This is a genomic window from Streptomyces sp. NPDC014907 (assembly GCF_055562975.1).
The window spans coordinates 83,527-101,877 of the sequence record NZ_JBVHEG010000002.1; the positions used below are offsets into that span (position 1 = coordinate 83,527).

General features: G+C 71.4%; 17 protein-coding genes and 1 riboswitch. Of the genes, 6 read left to right on the forward strand and 11 right to left on the reverse strand.

Features of this window, described 5'->3' with window-relative positions; genetic code table 11:
- Positions 1-128 precede the first annotated feature (128 nt).
- Complete coding sequence (locus tag ACZ3IL_RS05770) at positions 129-863, forward strand: rhomboid family intramembrane serine protease (protein ID WP_467386994.1); 735 nt, start codon at positions 129-131, stop codon at positions 861-863.
- Positions 860-1,141 (forward strand): Lrp/AsnC family transcriptional regulator, encoded by a 282-nt coding sequence (locus ACZ3IL_RS05775; protein ID WP_030205672.1) that lies wholly within the window; start codon positions 860-862, stop codon positions 1,139-1,141. Before ACZ3IL_RS05770 ends, ACZ3IL_RS05775 begins: the two co-directional genes overlap by 4 nt.
- Before the next feature lie 70 nt (positions 1,142-1,211).
- On the opposite strand, the gene ACZ3IL_RS05780 is transcribed toward ACZ3IL_RS05775, so the two are convergent.
- The 6 genes from ACZ3IL_RS05780 to ctaE form a co-directional block, all read right to left on the reverse strand.
- Positions 1,212-2,606 (reverse strand): aminotransferase class V-fold PLP-dependent enzyme, encoded by a 1,395-nt coding sequence (locus tag ACZ3IL_RS05780; protein WP_467386996.1) that lies wholly within the window; start codon positions 2,604-2,606, stop codon positions 1,212-1,214.
- Between the two features lie 226 nt (positions 2,607-2,832).
- Positions 2,833-2,949, reverse strand: a riboswitch (SAM riboswitch).
- A gap of 80 nt (positions 2,950-3,029) precedes the next feature.
- Positions 3,030-4,094, reverse strand: coding sequence for an anthranilate phosphoribosyltransferase (gene trpD, locus ACZ3IL_RS05785; protein WP_467386998.1), 1,065 nt, complete (start codon positions 4,092-4,094; stop codon positions 3,030-3,032).
- 134 nt (positions 4,095-4,228) lie between these two features.
- A complete protein-coding gene (qcrB, locus tag ACZ3IL_RS05790) occupies positions 4,229-5,854 on the reverse strand; it encodes a cytochrome bc1 complex cytochrome b subunit (RefSeq protein WP_467387000.1) in 1,626 nt (541 codons plus the stop codon).
- Entirely contained in the window at positions 5,851-6,903 is a 1,053-nt protein-coding gene (gene qcrA / locus ACZ3IL_RS05795; RefSeq protein WP_467387002.1) for a cytochrome bc1 complex Rieske iron-sulfur subunit, read from the reverse strand. The genes qcrB and qcrA overlap by 4 nt, the downstream gene beginning before the upstream one ends.
- Positions 6,900-7,709 carry a cytochrome bc1 complex diheme cytochrome c subunit gene (gene qcrC, locus ACZ3IL_RS05800; protein WP_467387004.1) on the reverse strand — a complete coding sequence of 270 codons (810 nt, stop codon included), beginning with the start codon at positions 7,707-7,709 and terminating at the stop codon, positions 6,900-6,902. Before qcrC ends, qcrA begins: the two co-directional genes overlap by 4 nt.
- A 74-nt stretch (positions 7,710-7,783) precedes the next feature.
- Positions 7,784-8,404: an aa3-type cytochrome oxidase subunit III gene (gene ctaE / locus ACZ3IL_RS05805; RefSeq protein WP_467387006.1), complete on the reverse strand. Its 621-nt coding sequence runs from the start codon at positions 8,402-8,404 to the stop codon at positions 7,784-7,786.
- Positions 8,405-8,606: 202 nt separating this feature from the next.
- Here ctaE and ACZ3IL_RS05810 point away from each other — a divergent pair, with 202 nt between their 5' ends.
- Complete coding sequence (locus tag ACZ3IL_RS05810) at positions 8,607-9,008, forward strand: hypothetical protein (RefSeq protein ID WP_467387008.1); 402 nt, start codon at positions 8,607-8,609, stop codon at positions 9,006-9,008.
- A gap of 5 nt (positions 9,009-9,013) precedes the next feature.
- Here ACZ3IL_RS05810 and ACZ3IL_RS05815 read toward each other — a convergent pair whose 3' ends face one another.
- The 4 genes from ACZ3IL_RS05815 to ctaC form a co-directional block, all read right to left on the reverse strand.
- Positions 9,014-10,267, reverse strand: coding sequence for a L,D-transpeptidase (locus tag ACZ3IL_RS05815; protein ID WP_467387010.1), 1,254 nt, complete (start codon positions 10,265-10,267; stop codon positions 9,014-9,016).
- Between the two features lie 122 nt (positions 10,268-10,389).
- The gene (locus ACZ3IL_RS05820; protein ID WP_467387012.1) at positions 10,390-10,788 is read right to left on the reverse strand and encodes a cytochrome c oxidase subunit 4; all 399 of its coding nucleotides are present in this window, start codon (positions 10,786-10,788) and stop codon (positions 10,390-10,392) included.
- Entirely contained in the window at positions 10,785-12,521 is a 1,737-nt protein-coding gene (gene ctaD / locus ACZ3IL_RS05825; RefSeq protein WP_467387015.1) for an aa3-type cytochrome oxidase subunit I, read from the reverse strand. The genes ACZ3IL_RS05820 and ctaD overlap by 4 nt, the downstream gene beginning before the upstream one ends.
- Complete coding sequence (gene ctaC, locus ACZ3IL_RS05830; RefSeq protein WP_467387017.1) at positions 12,518-13,483, reverse strand: aa3-type cytochrome oxidase subunit II; 966 nt, start codon at positions 13,481-13,483, stop codon at positions 12,518-12,520. Before ctaC ends, ctaD begins: the two co-directional genes overlap by 4 nt.
- 462 nt (positions 13,484-13,945) lie before the next feature.
- On the opposite strand from ctaC, the gene ACZ3IL_RS05835 reads away from it, so the two are divergent.
- The gene (locus ACZ3IL_RS05835) at positions 13,946-15,325 is read left to right on the forward strand and encodes an aminotransferase class V-fold PLP-dependent enzyme (protein ID WP_467387019.1); all 1,380 of its coding nucleotides are present in this window, start codon (positions 13,946-13,948) and stop codon (positions 15,323-15,325) included.
- Positions 15,326-15,378: 53 nt separating this feature from the next.
- On the opposite strand, the gene ACZ3IL_RS05840 is transcribed toward ACZ3IL_RS05835, so the two are convergent.
- Positions 15,379-16,353 carry a carbohydrate kinase family protein gene (locus ACZ3IL_RS05840; RefSeq protein ID WP_467387021.1) on the reverse strand — a complete coding sequence of 325 codons (975 nt, stop codon included), beginning with the start codon at positions 16,351-16,353 and terminating at the stop codon, positions 15,379-15,381.
- 130 nt (positions 16,354-16,483) lie between these two features.
- Here ACZ3IL_RS05840 and ACZ3IL_RS05845 point away from each other — a divergent pair, with 130 nt between their 5' ends.
- Together ACZ3IL_RS05845 and ACZ3IL_RS05850 are read left to right on the forward strand one after the other, a co-directional pair.
- Positions 16,484-16,690, forward strand: a complete 207-nt coding sequence (locus tag ACZ3IL_RS05845; RefSeq protein WP_467387023.1) for a hypothetical protein — start codon at positions 16,484-16,486, stop codon at positions 16,688-16,690.
- Between the two features lie 74 nt (positions 16,691-16,764).
- Positions 16,765-18,303, forward strand: coding sequence for a hypothetical protein (locus tag ACZ3IL_RS05850; protein ID WP_467387025.1), 1,539 nt, complete (start codon positions 16,765-16,767; stop codon positions 18,301-18,303).
- Positions 18,304-18,351: the final 48 nt, after the last annotated feature.

Here is an 18,351-nt window from a genome sequence, read left to right on the forward strand (position 1 = left end):
CAGGTGCGGGAGCCGCGGTGCGCCGTCGAACTGCGGTCGTACTGTCCGCCACACTACGGCCTCGCGGGGAGGCCGGAGCACGGCGAGGCACTCTGTCCACTTCGCCGCCGGTACGCCATGATCTGTCCGTGATCGATTGGCGAAGCGCGGCCCGCGGCGCCCTGCGGGGCGTCCGCGGCGGTCCCGCGGTGACGTACGGGCTGATCGCCGCCTGCTGCCTCCTCTTCGTGGCCGGTCCGGTCTCCGGGCTCAACCCGGCGCACGGCACGGGCGACGCCCTCCTCGCCGCCCAGGGCTCCCACTTCCGCCGCTGGGGCGTCGTCCCCGCCGAGCTGGTGAGCGGCGACCCGCGCGCCCTGCTCACCCCGTTCACCGCGCTCTTCGTCCACGGGAGCTGGCTCCACCTCCTGGGGAACATGCTCTTCCTGTACGTCTTCGGCGCGATGGCCGAGGAGCGCCTGGGGCCCGTCGAGTACGCCCTCTTCTACCTGGGGACCGGCTGTCTCGCCCTCGTCGGCTACGCGGTGGCGCACGCGGACAGCGAGCAGACCCTGGTGGGGGCGTCGGGGGCGATCTCCGGGGTGCTCGGGGCCTTCCTCTTCCTCTTCCCGCGCTCCCGGGTCACCAGCCTCTTCCCCTTCCTCTTCTTCCTCCCGCTGCGCTTCCCCGCGTGGATCGTGCTGATCTTCTGGTTCGCGCTCCAGTGGCTGGCCGCGCGGACGGCCGGGGCCGGTCCCGGCGTCGCGTACCTGGCCCACGTGGTGGGCTTCTCGCTCGGCTTCCTCTACGCCTGGGTGCGCCACCGGGGTGGGGATAGAGTGAAAGCCCCAGCCGCGGCCACCGAGGGAGAAAGCCAGCCGTGATCACCGCGATCGTGCTCATCAAGACCAGCGTGGACCGCATCCCCGAGATCGCCGAGTCGATCGCGGCGCTCGACAGCGTCAGCGAGGTCTTCTCGGTGACCGGCACGTACGACCTGATCGCGATGGTCCGGGTCCCCCGCCACGACGACCTGGCGGACGTGATCCCCGGCAGCATCAGCAAGATCCCGGGCGTCGAGGCGACGGACACCCACGTCGCGTTCCGCACGTACTCGCAGCACGACCTGGAGGCGGCCTTCGCCATCGGCCTGGAGTCCTGAGGTCCTTCGCGGCCGCGGACGGAGGGGGTCTCCCGGACGGGAGGCCCCCTTCACCCGTACGAGTGAGCGTTCAGCCGCGGTCCGGGACGCAACGGCCGTCCTCGGTGCGGTACTTCCAGCGGGCGCCGTCCCGGACCAGTTCCTTCACGGCGCCGACGAACCGCTCCACGTGCTCGTCGGGGGTTCCGGCGCCGAAGCTCACCCGGACGGCGTTGAGGGAAGGCTCGCCGGGCGCCGCCTCGGGGGCGCCGCACTCGCCCGGGTCCCGCGGGTCGCCGCCGAGCAGGGTGCGGACCAGCGGATGGGCGCAGAAGAGGCCGTCGCGGACGCCGATGCCGTACTCGGCGGAGAGCGCGGCGGCGAAGTGGGAGCTGTTCCAGCCCTCCACCACGAACGAGATGACGCCGACGCGTGGGGCGTCGTCCCCGAAGAGCGAGAGGACCCTGACCTCGGGGACCCCGGCCAGGCCCTCGCGGACCCTGGCGATCAGCTGGTTCTCGCGGGCGACGAGGGCGTCGAAGCCGGCCTCGGCGAGCGCCCTGCAGGCGGAGGCGATCGCGTGGACGCCGATGACGTTCGGGGAGCCGGCCTCGTGGCGGGCCTCGCTGGTGTGCCACTCGACGTCCACGCCGCCGTCGGCCCGGCGCGCCACCTTCCGGGAGGCGCCGCCGCCCGCGAGGTAGGGATCGGCGTCCCGGAGCCAGTCGGCGCGGCCGGCGAGGACGCCGGCGCCGAAGGGCGCGTACAGCTTGTGCCCGGAGAAGGCGACCCAGTCCACGTCGAGGGCGGTCACGGAGACCGGGTGGTGGGGCGCGAGCTGGGCGGCGTCGAGCACGATCCGGGCGCCGTGCGCGTGGGCGGCGGCGGCCAGCTCCCTCACCGGCCACAGCTCGCCGGTCACGTTGGAGGCGCCGGTGACGCAGACCAGGGCGGGGCCGTGGGGGTCGCGTCCGGCGAGGGCGCGCTCCAGGGTCCCGACGGCCTGCTCCGGGGTGCGCGGCGCGTCGAGGTACGTCACGCGGGCGTCGCGCCAGGGCAGGAGCGAGGCGTGGTGCTCGGTCTCGAAGACGAAGACCTCGCAGCCGGCGGGGAGGGCGGCGGCCAGCAGGTTGAGCGAGTCGGTGGTGGAGCGGGTGAAGACGACCTGGTCACCGGGGCGGCAGTCGAGGAACCCGGCGACGGTGGCGCGGCTGTTCTCGAAGAGGTCGGTGGAGAGCTGGGAGAGGTAGCCGGCGCCGCGGTGGACGCTGCCGTAGTAGGGGGCGTACGCGGCGACGTCGTCCCAGACGCGCTGGAGAGCGGGCGCGCTGGCCGCGTAGTCGAGCGCCGCGTAGGTCACCTCGCCGCCGGTGACGAGCGGGACGGTGACGTCCCGGCCGAGGACGGGCAGCGGGGCGGCGGGGCGGGGGCCGCCGGTTCCGGGGGCGGCGGTCTCGACGGTGGCGGCGTTCGGGCGTGCGGACATGGCGGTATCTCCCGGCGGGCGGTGCGGAACGGCTTCGGTGGTCCCGTACGCGGCCGGACACGGCGGGGTACGGGTGACGCCTCGGAGAGGAGGGGGCGCGCGCGGGTGTGCGGGTACGCGGAAGGGACCCTGTTCCGAGGGGTGAAGAAGGGGCGGACTCGCCCTATCGCATTCGCTTGCTCACGGAAAACGCTCCTCGAGAGACCAGGACCCCTGGTGTTCGAGGGGTCCGCGCTTGCCGCGGACCTCGCTGCCCACGGCCTGGTCATCACCCGGGGCACCCCGCCACGGACGGAGGGTTGCCGGACAGCGAGCCGGGGCCTTGACGCTGTCACTCGTGACCTGCGCAGCATCCTGCCACATGATCGCCGCGGCGCACGACCCCGGTCCGCATCCTGGACCGGGGCCGCGCGGCGGAACGCGTTACGCGTTGCTGGCCGCGACCCAGCGCTCCAGGACCCGCCGGGCGGCGCCGGAGTCGATGGCCTCGGCGGCCTTCGCGATGCCCGCGCGGAGCTGCTCCGCGAGGGTGCCCTCCCCCGGTTCCAGCGCGGTCAGCGCCGCCGCCGAGTTGAGCAGCACCGCGTCCCGCACCGGCCCGGTCTCGCCGGCGAGGAGCCGGCGGGCCACGTCGGCGTTGTACGAGGCGTCGGCGCCGCGCAGCGCCTCCACCGGCACGAGGTCGATGCCGACGTCCCGGGGGTCGAAGGTCTCCTCCCGCACCGCGCCGTCCCGGACCACCCAGACCCGTGAGGTGGCGGTGGTGGTCAGCTCGTCGAGCCCGTCGTCGCCGCGGAAGACGAGCGCGGAGGAGCCGCGTCCGGCGAGCACCCCGGCGACGATGGGCGCCATCCGCGGGTCCGCGACGCCGGTCGCCTGGGCCCGCACCCGGGCCGGGTTGGTGAGCGGGCCGAGGAAGTTGAAGACCGTGCGGATGCCGAGTTCCCTGCGGGCCGTCGCGACGTGACGCAGCGCCGGGTGGAACTTCACGGCGAAGCAGAAGGTGACGCCGGCCTCCTCGGCGACCTCGGCGACCCGCCCCGGGGTCAGGTCCAGGTTGACGCCGAGCTTCTCCAGGACGTCGGAGGCGCCGGAGGCGGAGGAGGCCGCGCGGTTGCCGTGCTTGACGACCTTGGCGCCGGTGCCGGCGACCACGATCGCGGACATGGTGGAGATGTTGACGGTCCTGGCGCCGTCGCCGCCGGTGCCGACGATGTCGACGGTGGCCCCGGGCACCTCGATCGTGCGGGCGTGCTCGTACATCGTCCGGACGAGGCCGGTGATCTCCTCGACGGTCTCGCCCTTGGCGCGCAGGGCGACGACGAACCCGGCGATCTGCGCGTCGGTGGCCTCGCCGCGCAGAATCCGGTCCATGGCCCAGGCCGTGTCCTCGGCGCTCTGGTCGCGGCCGCTCAGCAGGCCGTCCAGGACGACGGGCCAGGAGCGGCCCGCCGTGGTGGGTCCTCCAGCGGGGGTCACAGCGCCCATGGCAGCTCCCGGTCATCATCGCCTGACGGATACGGGACCACCCTATCGATCCCCGGGGACGGCGAAGAGCCCCGTCCGGCGTACGGACGGGGCTCTCGCCGTGGCGACTTCGGCAAGTCGTGGACGTCAGGCGATCAGTGGTGGCCGTGGCCGCTCTGGATCTCCTTGTACTCCTCGACGGTGGGCTTGGGGATCTGGTTGTCCCCGCCGTAGTAGCTCCTGTTCAGCTTGACCCGGAGCTTCTCCATGCGGCCGATCTTCCGCTCCACGCCGTTCTCGTCCACGGCCGGCGGCAGCGCTGCGGGCTCGTACTGCTCGTGCGCCGTGAGGCGGTGCAGCTCGCCCTGGCTGAGCGGCTCGTGGATCTCGACGAACTCACCGTGCGGCAGGCGCTTGATGATGCCCGACTCGCGGCCGTGCAGCACCTTGTCCCTGTCCCGGCGCTGGAGGCCGAGGCAGATCCGCTTGGTGACGATGAACGCGATGACCGGGCCGACGAAGAAGAAGATCCGCACGAACCAGGTGATCGAGTTGATCGACAGGTGGAAGTGGGTCGCCCAGAGGTCGTTTCCACCACCCACGAGCATGATCATGTACGCGGTGATCCAGGCGACGCCGAAGCCGGTGCGCGTGGGGGCGTTGCGCGGGCGCTGCGCGATGTGGTGCTCGCGCTTGTCGCCGGTGATCCAGGACTCGATGAACGGGTAGACCGCGATCGCGCCGAGCACCGCCGGGAAGATCGCCAGCGGGATCATCACGCCCAGGACGAGCGTGTGGCCCCAGAGGTTGATCTCCCAGCCCGGCATGACGCGGATCAGGCCTTCCGCGAAGCCCATGTACCAGTCGGGCTGGGCGCCGGTGGACACCTGGTCCGGGCGGTACGGGCCGAGGGCCCAGATCGGGTTGATCGAGGCGATCGCCGCGATGACCGCGATGACGCCGAAGACCAGGAAGAAGAAGCCTCCGGCCTTCGCCATGTACACGGGCAGCAGCGGCATGCCGACGACGTTCTTGTTCGTGCGGCCGGGGCCCTCGAACTGCGTGTGCTTGTGGACGAACACCAGGATGAGGTGGGCGACCACGAGGCCCAGCATGATGCCGGGCAGCAGCAGGATGTGCGCCGAGTAGAACCGGGCGACGAAGTCGCCGCCGGGGAACTCCCCGCCGAACAGGAACATCGAGAGGTACGTGCCGACGACCGGCACGGACAGGATCGCACCCTGCATGAAGCGGACACCGGTGCCGGAGAGCAGGTCGTCCGGGAGCGAGTAACCGGTGAAGCCGGTGAACATGCCCAGGAAGAACAGCAGGAAGCCGAACAGCCAGTTGATCTCACGCGGCTTGCGGAACGCGCCGGTGAAGAAGACGCGCATCATGTGCACGAACATGCCGGCGAGGAAGATCAGCGCCGCCCAGTGGTGGATCTGCCGGATGAGCAGACCGCCGCGCACCTCGAACGAGATGTGCATGGTCGAGTTGAACGCCTCGGACATCAGCTGTCCCTGGAGCGGGACGTACGGTCCCGCGTACTCCACCTCGTTCATCGACGGGTGGAAGAACAGCGTCAGGTAGACGCCCGTCAGGATGATGATGAGGAAGCTGTAGAGGCAGACCTCGCCCAGCATGAAGGACCAGTGGTCCGGGAAGATCTTCCGCATGTTGGCCTTGGCCAGCGTGTAGATCCCCAGGCGGCCGTCGGCCCAGTCGGCGACCCGCTCGCCGGCGGGTGCCTTCTTTTCGGTATCGGTCACGGTGCTCATCCGCGCTCCCAGAAGGCAGGGCCGACGGGCTCGTCGAAGTCGCCGAGCGCCTCCAGGAAGCCCTTGTCGTTCACGCCGATCCGCAGCTGCGGAAGGGCGTGACCGGCCGGGCCGAAGATGACGCGGGCGCCGTCGGAGAGGTCGAAGGTGGACTGGTGGCACGGGCAGAGGACGTGGTGCGTCTGCTGCTCGTACAGGGAGATCGGGCAGCCCACGTGGGTGCAGATCTTCGAGAAGGCGACGATGCCCTCGTGCGACCACTCGAGTTCGCGCTTGTCCTTGATGTCGTCCGGCTGGATGCGGACGATCATCAGGGCGGCCTTGGCGATCTCGGTCTGGAAGTGGTGGTCGTGCTCCGAGAGGCCCTCGGGCATCGCGAAGGTCAGCGAACCGACCGCGACGTCCTCGGGACGCAGCGGCTCGTGCGTGTTCATGTTGATGAGCTGCTTGCCCTTGGCCCACAGGGTGGTCCGGAGCTTCTTCTCGGGCAGCGGGCCCATGTCGCGCAGGAGCACGATGCCGGAGAGCGGCACCAGCGCCAGCGCGCCGAACATCGTGTTGCGGATGAGCTTGCGGCGGCCCATGCCGGACTCGGCGGCACCGGCCGCGAAGTCCGCCATGACCTTCGCCTTGACCTCGGGCGACGCCTCGATCGGGTGCCGCTCGTCGGCGACCTCGACGTCGGACATCAGGGTGCGGGCCCAGTGGACCGCCCCCGCGCCGATGAAGAAGAGGGAGGCACCGAGGGTCAGGCCCAGGGAGAAGTTGAGCGCGGACACCCGGCCGAAGGGCCAGATGTACACGATCTTGTCCACCGGGAAGATCACGTACGAGGCGATGAAGCCGATGGTGGCCAGCATCGACAGCGCGAACATGAAGGCGACCGCACGCTCGGACCGGCGGGCGGCCCGCTCGTCGATGTCCTGGATGCGGGGCTTGTGGGGCGGGAGGCCCGGGTCGGCGAACGGGTCGTCGGCGACCTTCACCGCGCCGTGCGCGGTGTCCTGCACGGCCGGCAGGTTCTCTTCTGGAATCTCTTGGCTACTCATGACTTCTTGGCCTTAGCGGTGTGGGCCGCGACCCAGATGGCAACTGCGACGAGCGCACCCAGACCGAAGATCCAGGCGAACAGGCCCTCGCTGACGGGACCGAGTCCACCGAGCGAGAGACCGCCCGGGTTGTCGGCCTCGTCGCTGTTGACGGCCTGGACGTACGCGATGATGTCCTTCTTCTCCTTCTCCGGCATCGTCGTGTCGGGGAAGGAGGGCATGTTCTGCGGGCCGGTCTGCATGGCCTCGTAGAGGTGCTTCGGGCTCACGCCCTCGAGGCTCGGGGCGTACTTGCCGTGGGTGAGCGCGCCGCCCTCCCCGGTGAAGTTGTGGCACTGGGCACAGTTGGTGCGGAACAGTTCGCCGCCCCTGGCCTTGTCGGCGCCCGCGGGGTCGTACTGCTGCCCGGTCGGCGTGATCGGGCCGGCCCCGAGGGAGGCCACGTACGCCGCGAGCTGGTCGATCTCGGCCTGCGAGTAGATGACCTTCTTCTTCGGGACCTGGGCGCCCGGCTGCTGGGCCGGCATGCGGCCCGTGCCGACCTGGAAGTCCACGGCGGCCGAACCCACGCCGACGAGGGAGGGGCCGTCAGTGGTGCCCTGACCGCCGGTTCCGTGGCAGCTGGCGCAGCCGACGGAGTAGAGCTTCTTCCCCTCCTCGATGGCGAGGGACTGGGCGGTCTCGTCGGCCTTCGCCGTGCCCGCGGGCGCGAACGCGGCGTACAGCCCCCCCGTGGCCGCCAGCGCGAGAAGTAGGACGACGACCGCCGCCAGCGGATGGCGTCGTCGTGCGGAGAGCTTTTTCACGGATTACCCCGGTGTCAGGATCTTCTGCGTCGGTGCTTGCTGGATGTCTCGGTCCGCCGTGGTGGCGGATCCGATTACTTGATCATGTAGATCGTGGCGAAGAGGCCGATCCAGACGACATCGACGAAGTGCCAGTAGTAGGACACGACGATGGCGGCGGTTGCCTGCTCGTGGGTGAACCTCTTGGCGGCGTACGTCCGGCCCAGGACCAGCAGGAAGGCGATGAGACCGCCTGTCACGTGCAGACCGTGGAAGCCGGTGGTCAGGTAGAACACCGAGCCGTACGGGTCCGAGGACAGGGAGAGCCCGTCCTTCTTGACCAGCTCGGTGTACTCGAAGACCTGTCCGCCGATGAAGATCGCACCCATCACGAACGTGATGATGAACCACGTCCGGAGCTTCTTCACATCGCCCCGCTCGGCGGCGAAGACGCCGAGCTGACAGGTGAGGGAGGAGAGCACCAGGATCGTGGTGTTGGTCGCCGAGAACGGGAAGTTCAGCGCCGAGGCCTTTTCTGCCCAGAACTCGGCACCCGTCACCGATCGCAGGGTGAAGTACATCGCGAAGAGGGCCGCGAAGAACATCAGCTCGGAGCTCAACCAGATGATGGTTCCGACGCTGGTGAGGTTCGGTCGATTGACCGACGGGTGCGCGTGCCCTGTTTCTACTGTCGTTACTGTCGCCACGACCGACATTATGTCGGTCGCTTATCCCGCCCTCACTCCGGGGGGTGCCGTTCGGAGTGTCAGGGGGGTGTGTCCAGCCCGAACGGCCCAGTGGGAGGGGCGGGAACCACCCTTCGAACGGTTGGCGAACGGGTGTTGACGGGCAGTGGAGCGGAGTAGCATCCGCCGCATCGGTCGACGACCGTCCCACGGACTTCCCCACGGAGGAACGATGCAGTCGAGTGCCACGGTCCTGGTCTACAGCGACGACGCGAACACCCGCGCGCAGGTGCGCCTCGCGGCCGGGAACAGGCCCGCGGCCGACGTCCCCCCGGTCGAGTTCGTGGAGTGCGCCACCCTGCCCGCGCTCCTCGCACGCCTGGACGAGGGCGGCGTCGACGTGTGCGTCCTGGACGGCGAGGCCGCACCCGCCGGCGGCATGGGCGTCTGCCGCCAGATCAAGGACGAGGTCTTCCACTGCCCCCCGGTCCTGCTGCTCATCGGACGCCCCCAGGACGCCTGGCTGGCCACCTGGAGCCGCGCCGACGCCGCCGTCACCCTCCCCGTCGACCCCGTCGACCTCGCGGCCTCCCTCGCCTCCCTGCTGCGCTCCCGGCTCCCGGTCGGCGCGTGAGCTGATCAGAGCGAGGGCCGCAGGCGGGCCTTCTGGGTGGAGGTCACCGGCTCCCCGGCGGCCTCCACCAGCGCGCTGCCCTGACGCCACTTTTCCCACGTCAGGTTCCAGTCGCCGAAGCCGTTGCCGAAGGGCTCCATCGTGTCGCCCTCGCTGTTGACGGTCCTGACGACGTCGCCGGGACGCACGTTCTCGAAGAACCAGGCCGCGTTCCCGGTCGACATGCCGACACAGCCGTGGCTGACGTTCGCCACGCCCTGCGAGCCGACCGACCACGGCGCGGCGTGCACGTACTCGCCGCTCCAGGTCACCCGGGTGGCGTAGTACACGGGCAGGTCGTACGACTCCGAGCTGCCCTCGGAGATGCCGACGGTGGTGCCGCGCATCCGGACGTAGTACTCCTTGCCGAGCACCACCTTGGTGCCGTTGCGGGTGGAGAAGCCGGGCTTGCCGGTGGTCACCGGAATGGTGTTGATCACTTCTCCGTTGCGCTTGACCGTCATGTGGTGCGACCCGGCGTCCGCGATCGCCTCGACCCGGTCGCCGATGGTGAGCTTCAGCGGCGCGGAGGCGCCCCCGTAGAGCTTGTCGCCGATCTTGAGGCCGTCCAGGTTGCCGCTGACGGTGACGCGCGCGCCGGCGGGCCAGTACTCCTTCGGGCGGAAGTGCAGCTTCTTGTCGTCCACCCAGTACCAGGAGCCCTCGACGGAGGGCGTGGAGCGGACCTTGAGGGCCCGTTCGACGATCGCCCGGGAGGCCCTGTCCTTGACGGGGAGGCTGAGGTCGGCGGTGATGGGCTGCCCGACGCCGTACGTGCCCGCCTCCGGCCCGAAGACGGCGGTCAGGGCCCGCTGGGCCGGAGCCGTCTCGAACGTGAACGTACGGACCCCCGGGGCGCCCTCCTCGTCCTCCGTGGTCACCCGGACCGTGTAGCGGGTGCCGGCCGCCAGGGAGGCCGTGGAGCGCCAGCGACGCCCGTCCGCGGTGAGGTCGCCCGCCAGGTGGCGCCCCGCGGCGTCGAGGGCGGTGACGTCGGCGATCCGGTCCCCGTCGTCCCCGGCGGTGATCTCCAGGGGCTTCTCGGGGTCGGCCCTGGTCCCGTCGGAGGGGGCGCTGACGGTGAGCGGACCGGCCGCGTCGTACGCCTTCGGCGTCAGCGGGCGTTCGTTCCGTGCCGTGCACCCGGTGGCGCTCGCGGTGACGGCCGCGGCCAGCAGGGCACAGCTCACAACAATCCGGATGCGCGGCGTGTCGTTCATGGACTCACCGTAAGAACAATCCCCGGGCCGGGCGCGCCGAGTGCTGCAAAAGAGGGGCCCGGACGCTTCGGTGACGAAGCTTCCGGGCCCCTCGGTGCGCTCCGGTGCGGAGCGGGGTACCGCTACTGGTTCTGGTTCTCGCCGCGGTAGAACTCGAAGACCCAGCCGAAGAGGCCGACCAGGATCAGCGGGGCGGAGAAGTACAGCAGCCACCAGCCCATCGCGACGGCGAGGAAGGCGAACGCGCCGCCGATGGCCAGCGAGAGCGGCTGCCAGCTGTGCGGGGCGAAGAAGCCCACCTCACCGGCCTCGTCCGCGACGTCGGCCTCCTTGTCGTCCTGCGCCATCGCGTCGACACGCTTGGCCGTGAAGGCCAGGTAGTAGCCGATCATGAGGGCCAGGCCGAACGCCAGGAACAGCGCCGTCGTGCCGGCGGGCTCCTTCGACCAGACGCCGTAGAGGATCGCCATGCCGAGGATGAAGACGCTCAGCCAGATGAACATCTTGCCCTGGATCTTCACTTGCCGGCCTCCTTGCTGCCCGTGAGGGCCTCGGCCTCGTGCGGCTTGTTCTCGAGCTGGTCGAGAGCGGCGATCTCAGGGTGGTGCAGGTCGAACGCCGGGGATTCGGAACGGATCCGCGGCAGGGTGAGGAAGTTGTGCCGCGGCGGCGGGCAGGACGTCGCCCATTCGAGCGAACGGCCGTAGCCCCACGGGTCGTCGACCTCGATCTTCTTGCCGTACTTGGCGGTCTTCCAGACGTTGTAGAGGAACGGCAGGATCGACAGGCCGAGCAGGAACGAGGAGATCGTCGAGATCGTGTTCAGCGCGGTGAAGCCGTCGGCGTCCAGGTAGTCCGCGTAACGGCGCGGCATGCCCTCGGCACCGAGCCAGTGCTGCACCAGGAAGGTGCCGTGGAAGCCGATGAACAGCGTCCAGAACGTGATCTTGCCGAGGCGCTCGTCGAGCATCTTGCCGGTGAACTTCGGCCACCAGAAGTGGAAGCCGGAGAACATCGCGAAGACGACGGTGCCGAAGACGACGTAGTGGAAGTGCGCCACCACGAAGTACGAGTCGGAGATGTGGAAGTCCATCGGGGGCGAGGCCAGGATGACGCCGGTCAGACCACCGAAGGTGAAGGTGATCAGGAAGCCGACGGCCCAGAGCATCGGGGTCTCGAAGGACAGCGAGCCCTTCCACATCGTTCCGATCCAGTTGAAGAACTTCACGCCGGTCGGAACGGCGATGAGGAACGTCATGAAGGAGAAGAACGGGAGGAGCACGCCACCGGTGACGTACATGTGGTGCGCCCACACGGTCACGGACAGGCCGGCGATCGCGATGGTCGCGGCCACCAGACCGATGTAGCCGAACATCGGCTTGCGGCTGAAGACCGGGATGACCTCGGAGATGATGCCGAAGAACGGCAGGGCGATGATGTACACCTCTGGGTGCCCGAAGAACCAGAAGAGGTGTTGCCACAGCAGCGCGCCGCCGTTGGCGGCGTCGAAGACGTGGGCGCCGAACTTCCGGTCCGCCTCCAGGGCGAACAGCGCGGCCGCCAGGACCGGGAAGGCGAGCAGGACCAGGACACCGGTCAGCAGCACGTTCCAGGTGAAGATCGGCATGCGGAACATCGTCATGCCCGGGGCGCGCATGCAGATGATCGTGGTGATGAAGTTGACCGAGCCGAGGATCGTGCCGAAGCCGGAGAAGGCCAGACCCATGATCCACATGTCGGCGCCGACGCCCGGCGAGCGGACGGCGTCCGACAGCGGGGAGTAGGCGAACCAGCCGAAGTCGGCCGCACCCTGCGGGGTGAGGAAGCCGGCCACCGCGATGATCGACCCGAAGAGGTAGAGCCAGTAGGCGAACATGTTCAGCCGCGGGAACGCCACGTCGGGCGCGCCGATCTGCAGCGGCATGATCCAGTTGGCGAAACCGGCGAACAGCGGCGTCGCGAACATCAGCAGCATGATCGTGCCGTGCATCGTGAACGCCTGGTTGAACTGCTCGTTCGACATGATCTGCGTACCCGGACGGGCCAGCTCGGCGCGCATGAAGAGCGCCATGAGTCCGCCGACGCAGAAGAAGACGAACGACGTGACCAGGTAGAGCGTGCCGATCGTCTTGTGGTCGGTGGTGGTCAGCCACTTGACCACGACATTGCCGGGCTGCTTGCGGCGTACCGGAACCTCGTTCTCGTAAGGCTCCTCAGCCGCGGCCGCACCCTGGGGTTCGTTGAGGATGCTCACAGTTGCTTCTTCTCCGCGTTCCTGGCCGGGGCCGTCTGGTCGATGCCCGACGGGATGTAGCCGGTCTGCCCCTTCTCCGCCAGCTCCTTCAGGTGCTGCTGGTAGCGCTCCGGAGAGACCACCTTGACGTTGAAGAGCATCCGGGAGTGGTCGACACCGCACAGCTCGGCGCACTTGCCGAGGAACGTGCCCTCCTGCGTCGGAGTGACCTCGAAGGCGTTCGGGTGCCCCGGGATGACGTCCTGCTTCATCAGGAAGGGAACCACCCAGAAGGAGTGGATGACGTCGCGGGAGGTCAGGACGAACCGGACCTTCTCACCCTTCGGCAGCCACAGGGTCGGTCCCGGGTTGCCGGTCTGGGGGTTGCGGTCGCCCGGGATGCCCGCGTCGTAGACGCCGCCGGCGTTGTCCGGGAACTGGTTCTTGTACCGCTCCGGCACAGTCTCCAGGTTCTTGTCCGTCTTGGCGTCGCCCTTCACTCCGGGCACGCTCTCGACGTAGTTGAAGCCCCAGCTCCACTGGTAGCCGACCACGTTGATGGTGTGGGCCGGCTTCGGGGAGAGCTCGAGGAGCTTCGACTCGTCGCGCGCGGTGAAGTAGAAGAGCACCGAGACGATGATGAGGGGGGTGACCGTGTACAGCGCCTCGATGGGCATGTTGTAACGGGTCTGCGGAGGTACCTCGACCTTGGTCCGGCTGCGCCGGTGGAAGATGGCGGCCCAGAGGATCAGGCCCCACACCAGGATGCCGGTGACGAGTGCGGCGGCCCACGAGCCCTGCCACAGGGAGAGGATCCGAGGCGCCTCTTCCGTGACGGGGGTGGGCATACCGAGGCGGGGGAAATCTTCCCAGTTGTACGAGCAGCCGGTGGCTGTCGCCAGGATCAGGCCCGCAGTCAGCACCTGCGGCAGCTTCCGCCGCATCGGGCGCCGCGACGAGCGGTCGGAGCCGTTGGGACTCACGTAGCGCCTTCCCGAGAGTCTCGGCCCGCGTTTGGTCGGCCACGGCCGTCCGTCTCGCTGGTCGGTCGCCGCCCCGTGCCGCGGGCAGGGGTTTGGATGTTTATGCGGACCAAACCCTACTGGACGCTATTTGGGGTCGCGCGGGGAGGGTGCCCAACGCGCCGTCCGACTCCCCGAAGGGGTGGAGTCCGGGGTTCCGGAGAGGGTCCGGCTCACCCGTTCGGCGCTCTGGCGCCGGGGCCGGCGGGGGTTCTGACGGGAGTTCACCGGAGCGGCGGCGGGCGGGGCGGACCGGACCCGGGGCGGGGCGGGGTGGCTCGGACCGGAGGCGGGGCGGGGCGGGGCGTCCCGGGCCCGGGACGGGGCGAGGTGGCTCGGACCGGAGGCGGGGCGGGCTGCGCGGGGGCGGAGGCGGGGCGGGGCGCGCGGGGGCGGGGCTCCCGCACGTTCTACCGTGGGCGGATGCCGTACTTCGACGCCGCGTCCGCCGCCCCGCTGCACCCCGTCGCCCGTCAGGCGCTGCTCGCCTCCCTGGACGAGGGCTGGGCCGACCCGGCCCGGCTGTACCGGGAGGGGCGGCGGGCCAGGATGCTGCTCGACGCGGCGCGGGAGGCCGCCGCGGAGGCCGTGGGCTGCCGCCCGGACGAGCTCGTGTTCACTCCTTCGGGGACACGCGCGGTTCACGCGGGGGTCTCCGGAGCGCTCGCGGGCCGCCGGCGCGCCGGGAACCGGATCGTGGTGTCGGCGGTCGAGCACTCCTCCGTCCTGCACGCGGCCGAAGCGCACGCGGCGGCGGGCGGGACGGTGACGGAGGTGCCGGTGGACCGGACCGGGGCGGTGGACGCGGCGGGCTTCGCGGCGGCCCTGGCCGGGGGGACGGCCCTGGCGTGCCTCCAGTCGGCCAACCACGAGGTGGGGACCGCGCAGCCGGTGGCGGAGGTGGCCGGGGCCTGCCGGGAGGCGGGGGTGCCGCTGCTCGTGGACGCGGCCCAGTCGCTCGCCTGGGGCCCGGTGGAGGAGGGCTGGTCGCTGCTCGCGGCGAGCGCGCACAAGTGGGGCGGTCCGGCGGGGGTGGGGCTGCTGGCCGTGCGGAAGGGGGTGCGGTTCGCCCCGCAAGGCCCGGCGGACGAGAGGGAGTCGGGCCGGGCGCCGGGCTTCGAGAACCTGCCGGCGATCGTGGCGGCGGCGGCCTCGTTGCGGGCGGTCCGGGCGGAGGCCGAGGCCGAGGGGGCGCGGCTGCGGGGGCTCGTGGACCGCCTCCGGACGCGGTTGCCGGAGCTGGTGCCGGACGTGGAGGTGGTGGGCGATCCGGTGCGGCGCCTTCCCCATCTGGTCACCTTCTCCTGTCTCTATGTCGACGGGGAGACGCTGCTGCACGAGCTGGACCGGGCCGGTTTCTCCGTTTCGTCCGGTTCGTCGTGCACGAGTTCGACGCTGACGCCCAGCCATGTGCTGCGGGCGATGGGGGTGCTGAGCGAGGGGAACGTCCGGGTGTCCCTGCCGGCCGGCACGGCGGAGGAGGACGTGGACCGCTTCCTCGACGTGCTGCCGGGGGTGGTGGCGGAGGTGCGGGAGCGGCTGGGCGCCCCGGTCGCGGCCCCGGCGGCCGGCCCCGCCTCGCCCGTCGTGGACGCGCGGGGCCGGCGCTGCCCGGTCCCGGTGATCGAACTGGCGAAGGCGATCGGCGGCGTCCCGGTCGGCGGCACGCTGACGGTCCTCTCGGACGACGAGGCGGCCCGGCTGGACATTCCGGCGTGGTGCGAGATGCGGGGGCAGGAGTACGTGGGCGAGAAGGGCTCGGCGGGAGGCGGGAGCGCGTACGTGGTGCGCCGGCTGGTGTGAGCCCGCGCCCCGTCCGGCCCCCGCGCGAGGGCCGGACGGGCGGGTCCCCGGAGTCAGACCAGGTGGGACCGGACCTCCGCCGCCGCGTCCTCGCCGTACGCCTTGGTGAAGCGCTCCATGAAGTGGGCGCCCCGCAGGGTGTACTCCTGGGTGCCCAGGGTCTCGATGACCAGGGTGGCCAGCATGCAGCCCACCTGCGCGGCGCGCTCCAGGCCGACGCCCCAGGTCAGACCGGTGAGGAAGCCGGCGCGGAAGGCGTCGCCCACGCCGGTCGGGTCGACCTTGGCCGTCTCCTCCGGGCAGCCGACCTCGACCGGGTCCCCGCCGGCCCGCTCGATGCGCACGCCGCGCGAGCCCAGGGTGGTGACGCGGTGGCCGACGCGGGAGAGGATCTCCTCGTCGGTCCAGCCCGTCTTGGACTCGATGAGGCCCTTCTCGTACTCGTTGGAGAAGAGGTAGGTGGCGCCGTCCAGGAGGGTGCGGATCTCCTGGCCGTCCATGCGCGCGATCTGCTGGGAGAAGTCGGCGGCGAAGGGGATCGACCGGGTGCGGCACTCCTCGGTGTGGCGGAGCATCGCCTCGGGGTCGTCGGCGCCGATGAGGACCAGGTCCAGCCCGCCCACCCGGTCGGCGACGGCCTTGAGCTCGATCAGCCGGGCCTCGCTCATCGCGCCCGTGTAGAAGGAGCCGATCTGGTTGTGGTCCCGGTCCGTGGTGCACACGAAGCGGGCGGTGTGCAGGACCTCGGAGATCCGCACCGAACCGGTGTCCACGCCGTGCCGGTCGAGCCAGGCCCGGTACTCGTCGAAGTCGAAGCCCGCCGCGCCCACCAGGAGCGGGCGGCCGCCGAGCTGGCCCATGCCGAAGCAGATGTTGGCGGCGACGCCGCCCCGGCGCACGTCCAGGTTGTCCACGAGGAAGGAGAGGGACACCGTGTGGAGCTGGTCGGCCACCAGCTGGTCGGCGAACCGCCCGGGGAAGGTCATGAGGTGGTCGGTGGCGATGGAGCCGGTGACTGCGATACGCACGACGGGGCGCTCCTGCGGGAAGGCGGTAATGACAGTTCACGCTACCCGGTGGCGGTCGCCCTGCCGAACAGTTGAAACTACCCCAGAGTAGGTCTTTTCCCCGGAGGCGCGGGGTGCGTACGGTGCGGCCATGACCCTCTTCCCCGCTCCCGGTGAGCGATACGAGTCCGAACCGAGCCTCGCCCAGCTGTGCGGCGACGGCGCGCGGATGGCCCCCCACTGGGTGACGCCGGCCGGGCCCGCTCCCGCCCCGGTCTCCCCCGCGCTGATCCTCGGGGTCGACGTGCCGGCCGCGTCGGCCCGGCTGATCGACGCCACCGCCGAGTACGGCGGCTGACGGAACCGTCCGGGCGTCCGTCCCGTCCCACCCCCGTCCTCCAGAAGGGGGGCAGGGGCCGAAGGAGCGATGCCGTGAGCGGTACGGAGAACGGTCGGAGGCGGCGGACACTGCTGACCGCCTCGGTGGCGGCGGGCGTGCTGCTCGCCGGGGGCGGCGGGGTGTACCTCGCCACCGCCGCGTCCGGTGACGGCGGCGCGGGCCGGGCCGGTGCCGCCCCGGCCGGGGCGTCGTCCGCCCCGCGCACGGAGGGCGGTGACGGCGGCGGCCCGGGGATCGCGCCCGGCGAGCCCGATCCCGGCGGCCCCCGCGGGATCGTCTACAAGGCCGTGGGTCCCCTCCCCCAAGGCCCCTCCTCGGCCGCCGTCCACCGGCCCGGGGGCCCGGTCGCCCCGGCGGAGGTGACCCGCCTCGCCGGGGCCCTGGGCATGACGGGCCGTCCCGTGGCGGTGGGGGACGTCTGGACGATCCGCCCCGAGAAGGACGGTTCGGGGCCGCGTCTCGACGTGTCCCGGAAGGCCCCGGGGAACTGGACGTACTCCTGGTACGACGGCGGACCGGTCGGCGACACCTGTCTCAAGGGCAAGGCGTGTCCCCCGCCGGGCGAGGTGAAGCCCCCGCGCGGCGGCTCGCCGGTGAGCGAGGCGGCGGCGAGGGCCGCGGCGGCCCCCGTCCTGAAGGTCCTGGGCCAGGACGACGCGAAGGTGGACGCCGCACGGGTGACGAACGGGTCCGTGCGCGTGGTCGACGCCGATCCGGTGGTGGGCGGCCTTCCGACCCACGGCTGGTCGACGGGGCTGCGCGTCGGGCCGGACGGCCGGGTGCTCTCCGGGAGCGGGACGCTGAAGGAGCCGGTCGCGGGCGCCTCGTACCCCGTGCTCGGGGCGGAGAAGACGCTCGCCGCGCTGAACGAGGAGGCGGGCAGGGGCACGGGTCCGGCCGGCGGCTGCGGCACGGGCGCGCCGGCGGAGGACGGGACCGGCGCCGGGAAGCCGGGTGCCGGGGCGTCCGGGCCGGAGGGGCCGGGTGCCGGGACCGCCGGGCGGGAGGAGCCGGCTGGGCCGGGGGCCGGGGTGCCCGGTTCCGGGAGGCCGGCGGCCGGGACCGCCGCGCCCTGCCCGCCGGCCGGGAAACCCGCCGCGCCGGTCGAGGTGCCGGTGACGGGCGCGGTGTTCGGGCTGGCCGCACAGGACGTGGACGGCGAGCGTCAGCTCGTGCCGGCGTGGCTGTTCACGGCGGACCCGGTGGACGCGGCGCCGTACACGGTGGCGCGGGCGGCGGTGGAGCCGCGCAGCCCGGCACCGCCCGTGACGTCCCCGCCGGCGCCCGGCGAGGACACGGCGGTGCCCCGGCGCGTCCAGTCGTACCGGGTGGAGGACGGCGGCCGGAAGCTGGCGGTCACCTTCTGGGGCGGCGTGTGCAGCACGTACACGGTCACGGCGGAGGAGAGTCCGGAGCGGGTCTCCGTCCGGATGGAGGAGGCGCCGGTCGATCCCGGCCGGGTGTGCGTCCTCACCGCGGTGGAGGTCACCAGGACGGTGGCCCTGGACGCCCCGCTCGGCTCGCGGCCGGTGGTGGACGCGGCGAGCGGCGGGACGGTGCCGCGCCGCTGACGTCCGCCCGCGCACGCCGGAGGGCGGCGGCCCGGGAGGAAGTCCCGG

Coding starts and splice junctions, on each gene's coding strand:
- ACZ3IL_RS05835 (WP_467387019.1), top strand. CDS start 13,946: ATGCCGTACTTCGACGCCGCGTCCGCCGCCCCGCTGCACCCCGTCGCC.
- ACZ3IL_RS05845 (WP_467387023.1), top strand. CDS start 16,484: ATGACCCTCTTCCCCGCTCCCGGTGAGCGATACGAGTCCGAACCGAGC.
- ctaE (WP_467387006.1), bottom strand. CDS start 8,404: ATGTCGGTCGTGGCGACAGTAACGACAGTAGAAACAGGGCACGCGCAC.
- qcrB (WP_467387000.1), bottom strand. CDS start 5,854: ATGAGCACCGTGACCGATACCGAAAAGAAGGCACCCGCCGGCGAGCGG.
- ACZ3IL_RS05815 (WP_467387010.1), bottom strand. CDS start 10,267: ATGAACGACACGCCGCGCATCCGGATTGTTGTGAGCTGTGCCCTGCTG.
- ACZ3IL_RS05810 (WP_467387008.1), top strand. CDS start 8,607: ATGCAGTCGAGTGCCACGGTCCTGGTCTACAGCGACGACGCGAACACC.
- trpD (WP_467386998.1), bottom strand. CDS start 4,094: ATGGGCGCTGTGACCCCCGCTGGAGGACCCACCACGGCGGGCCGCTCC.
- ACZ3IL_RS05780 (WP_467386996.1), bottom strand. CDS start 2,606: ATGTCCGCACGCCCGAACGCCGCCACCGTCGAGACCGCCGCCCCCGGA.
- qcrA (WP_467387002.1), bottom strand. CDS start 6,903: ATGAGTAGCCAAGAGATTCCAGAAGAGAACCTGCCGGCCGTGCAGGAC.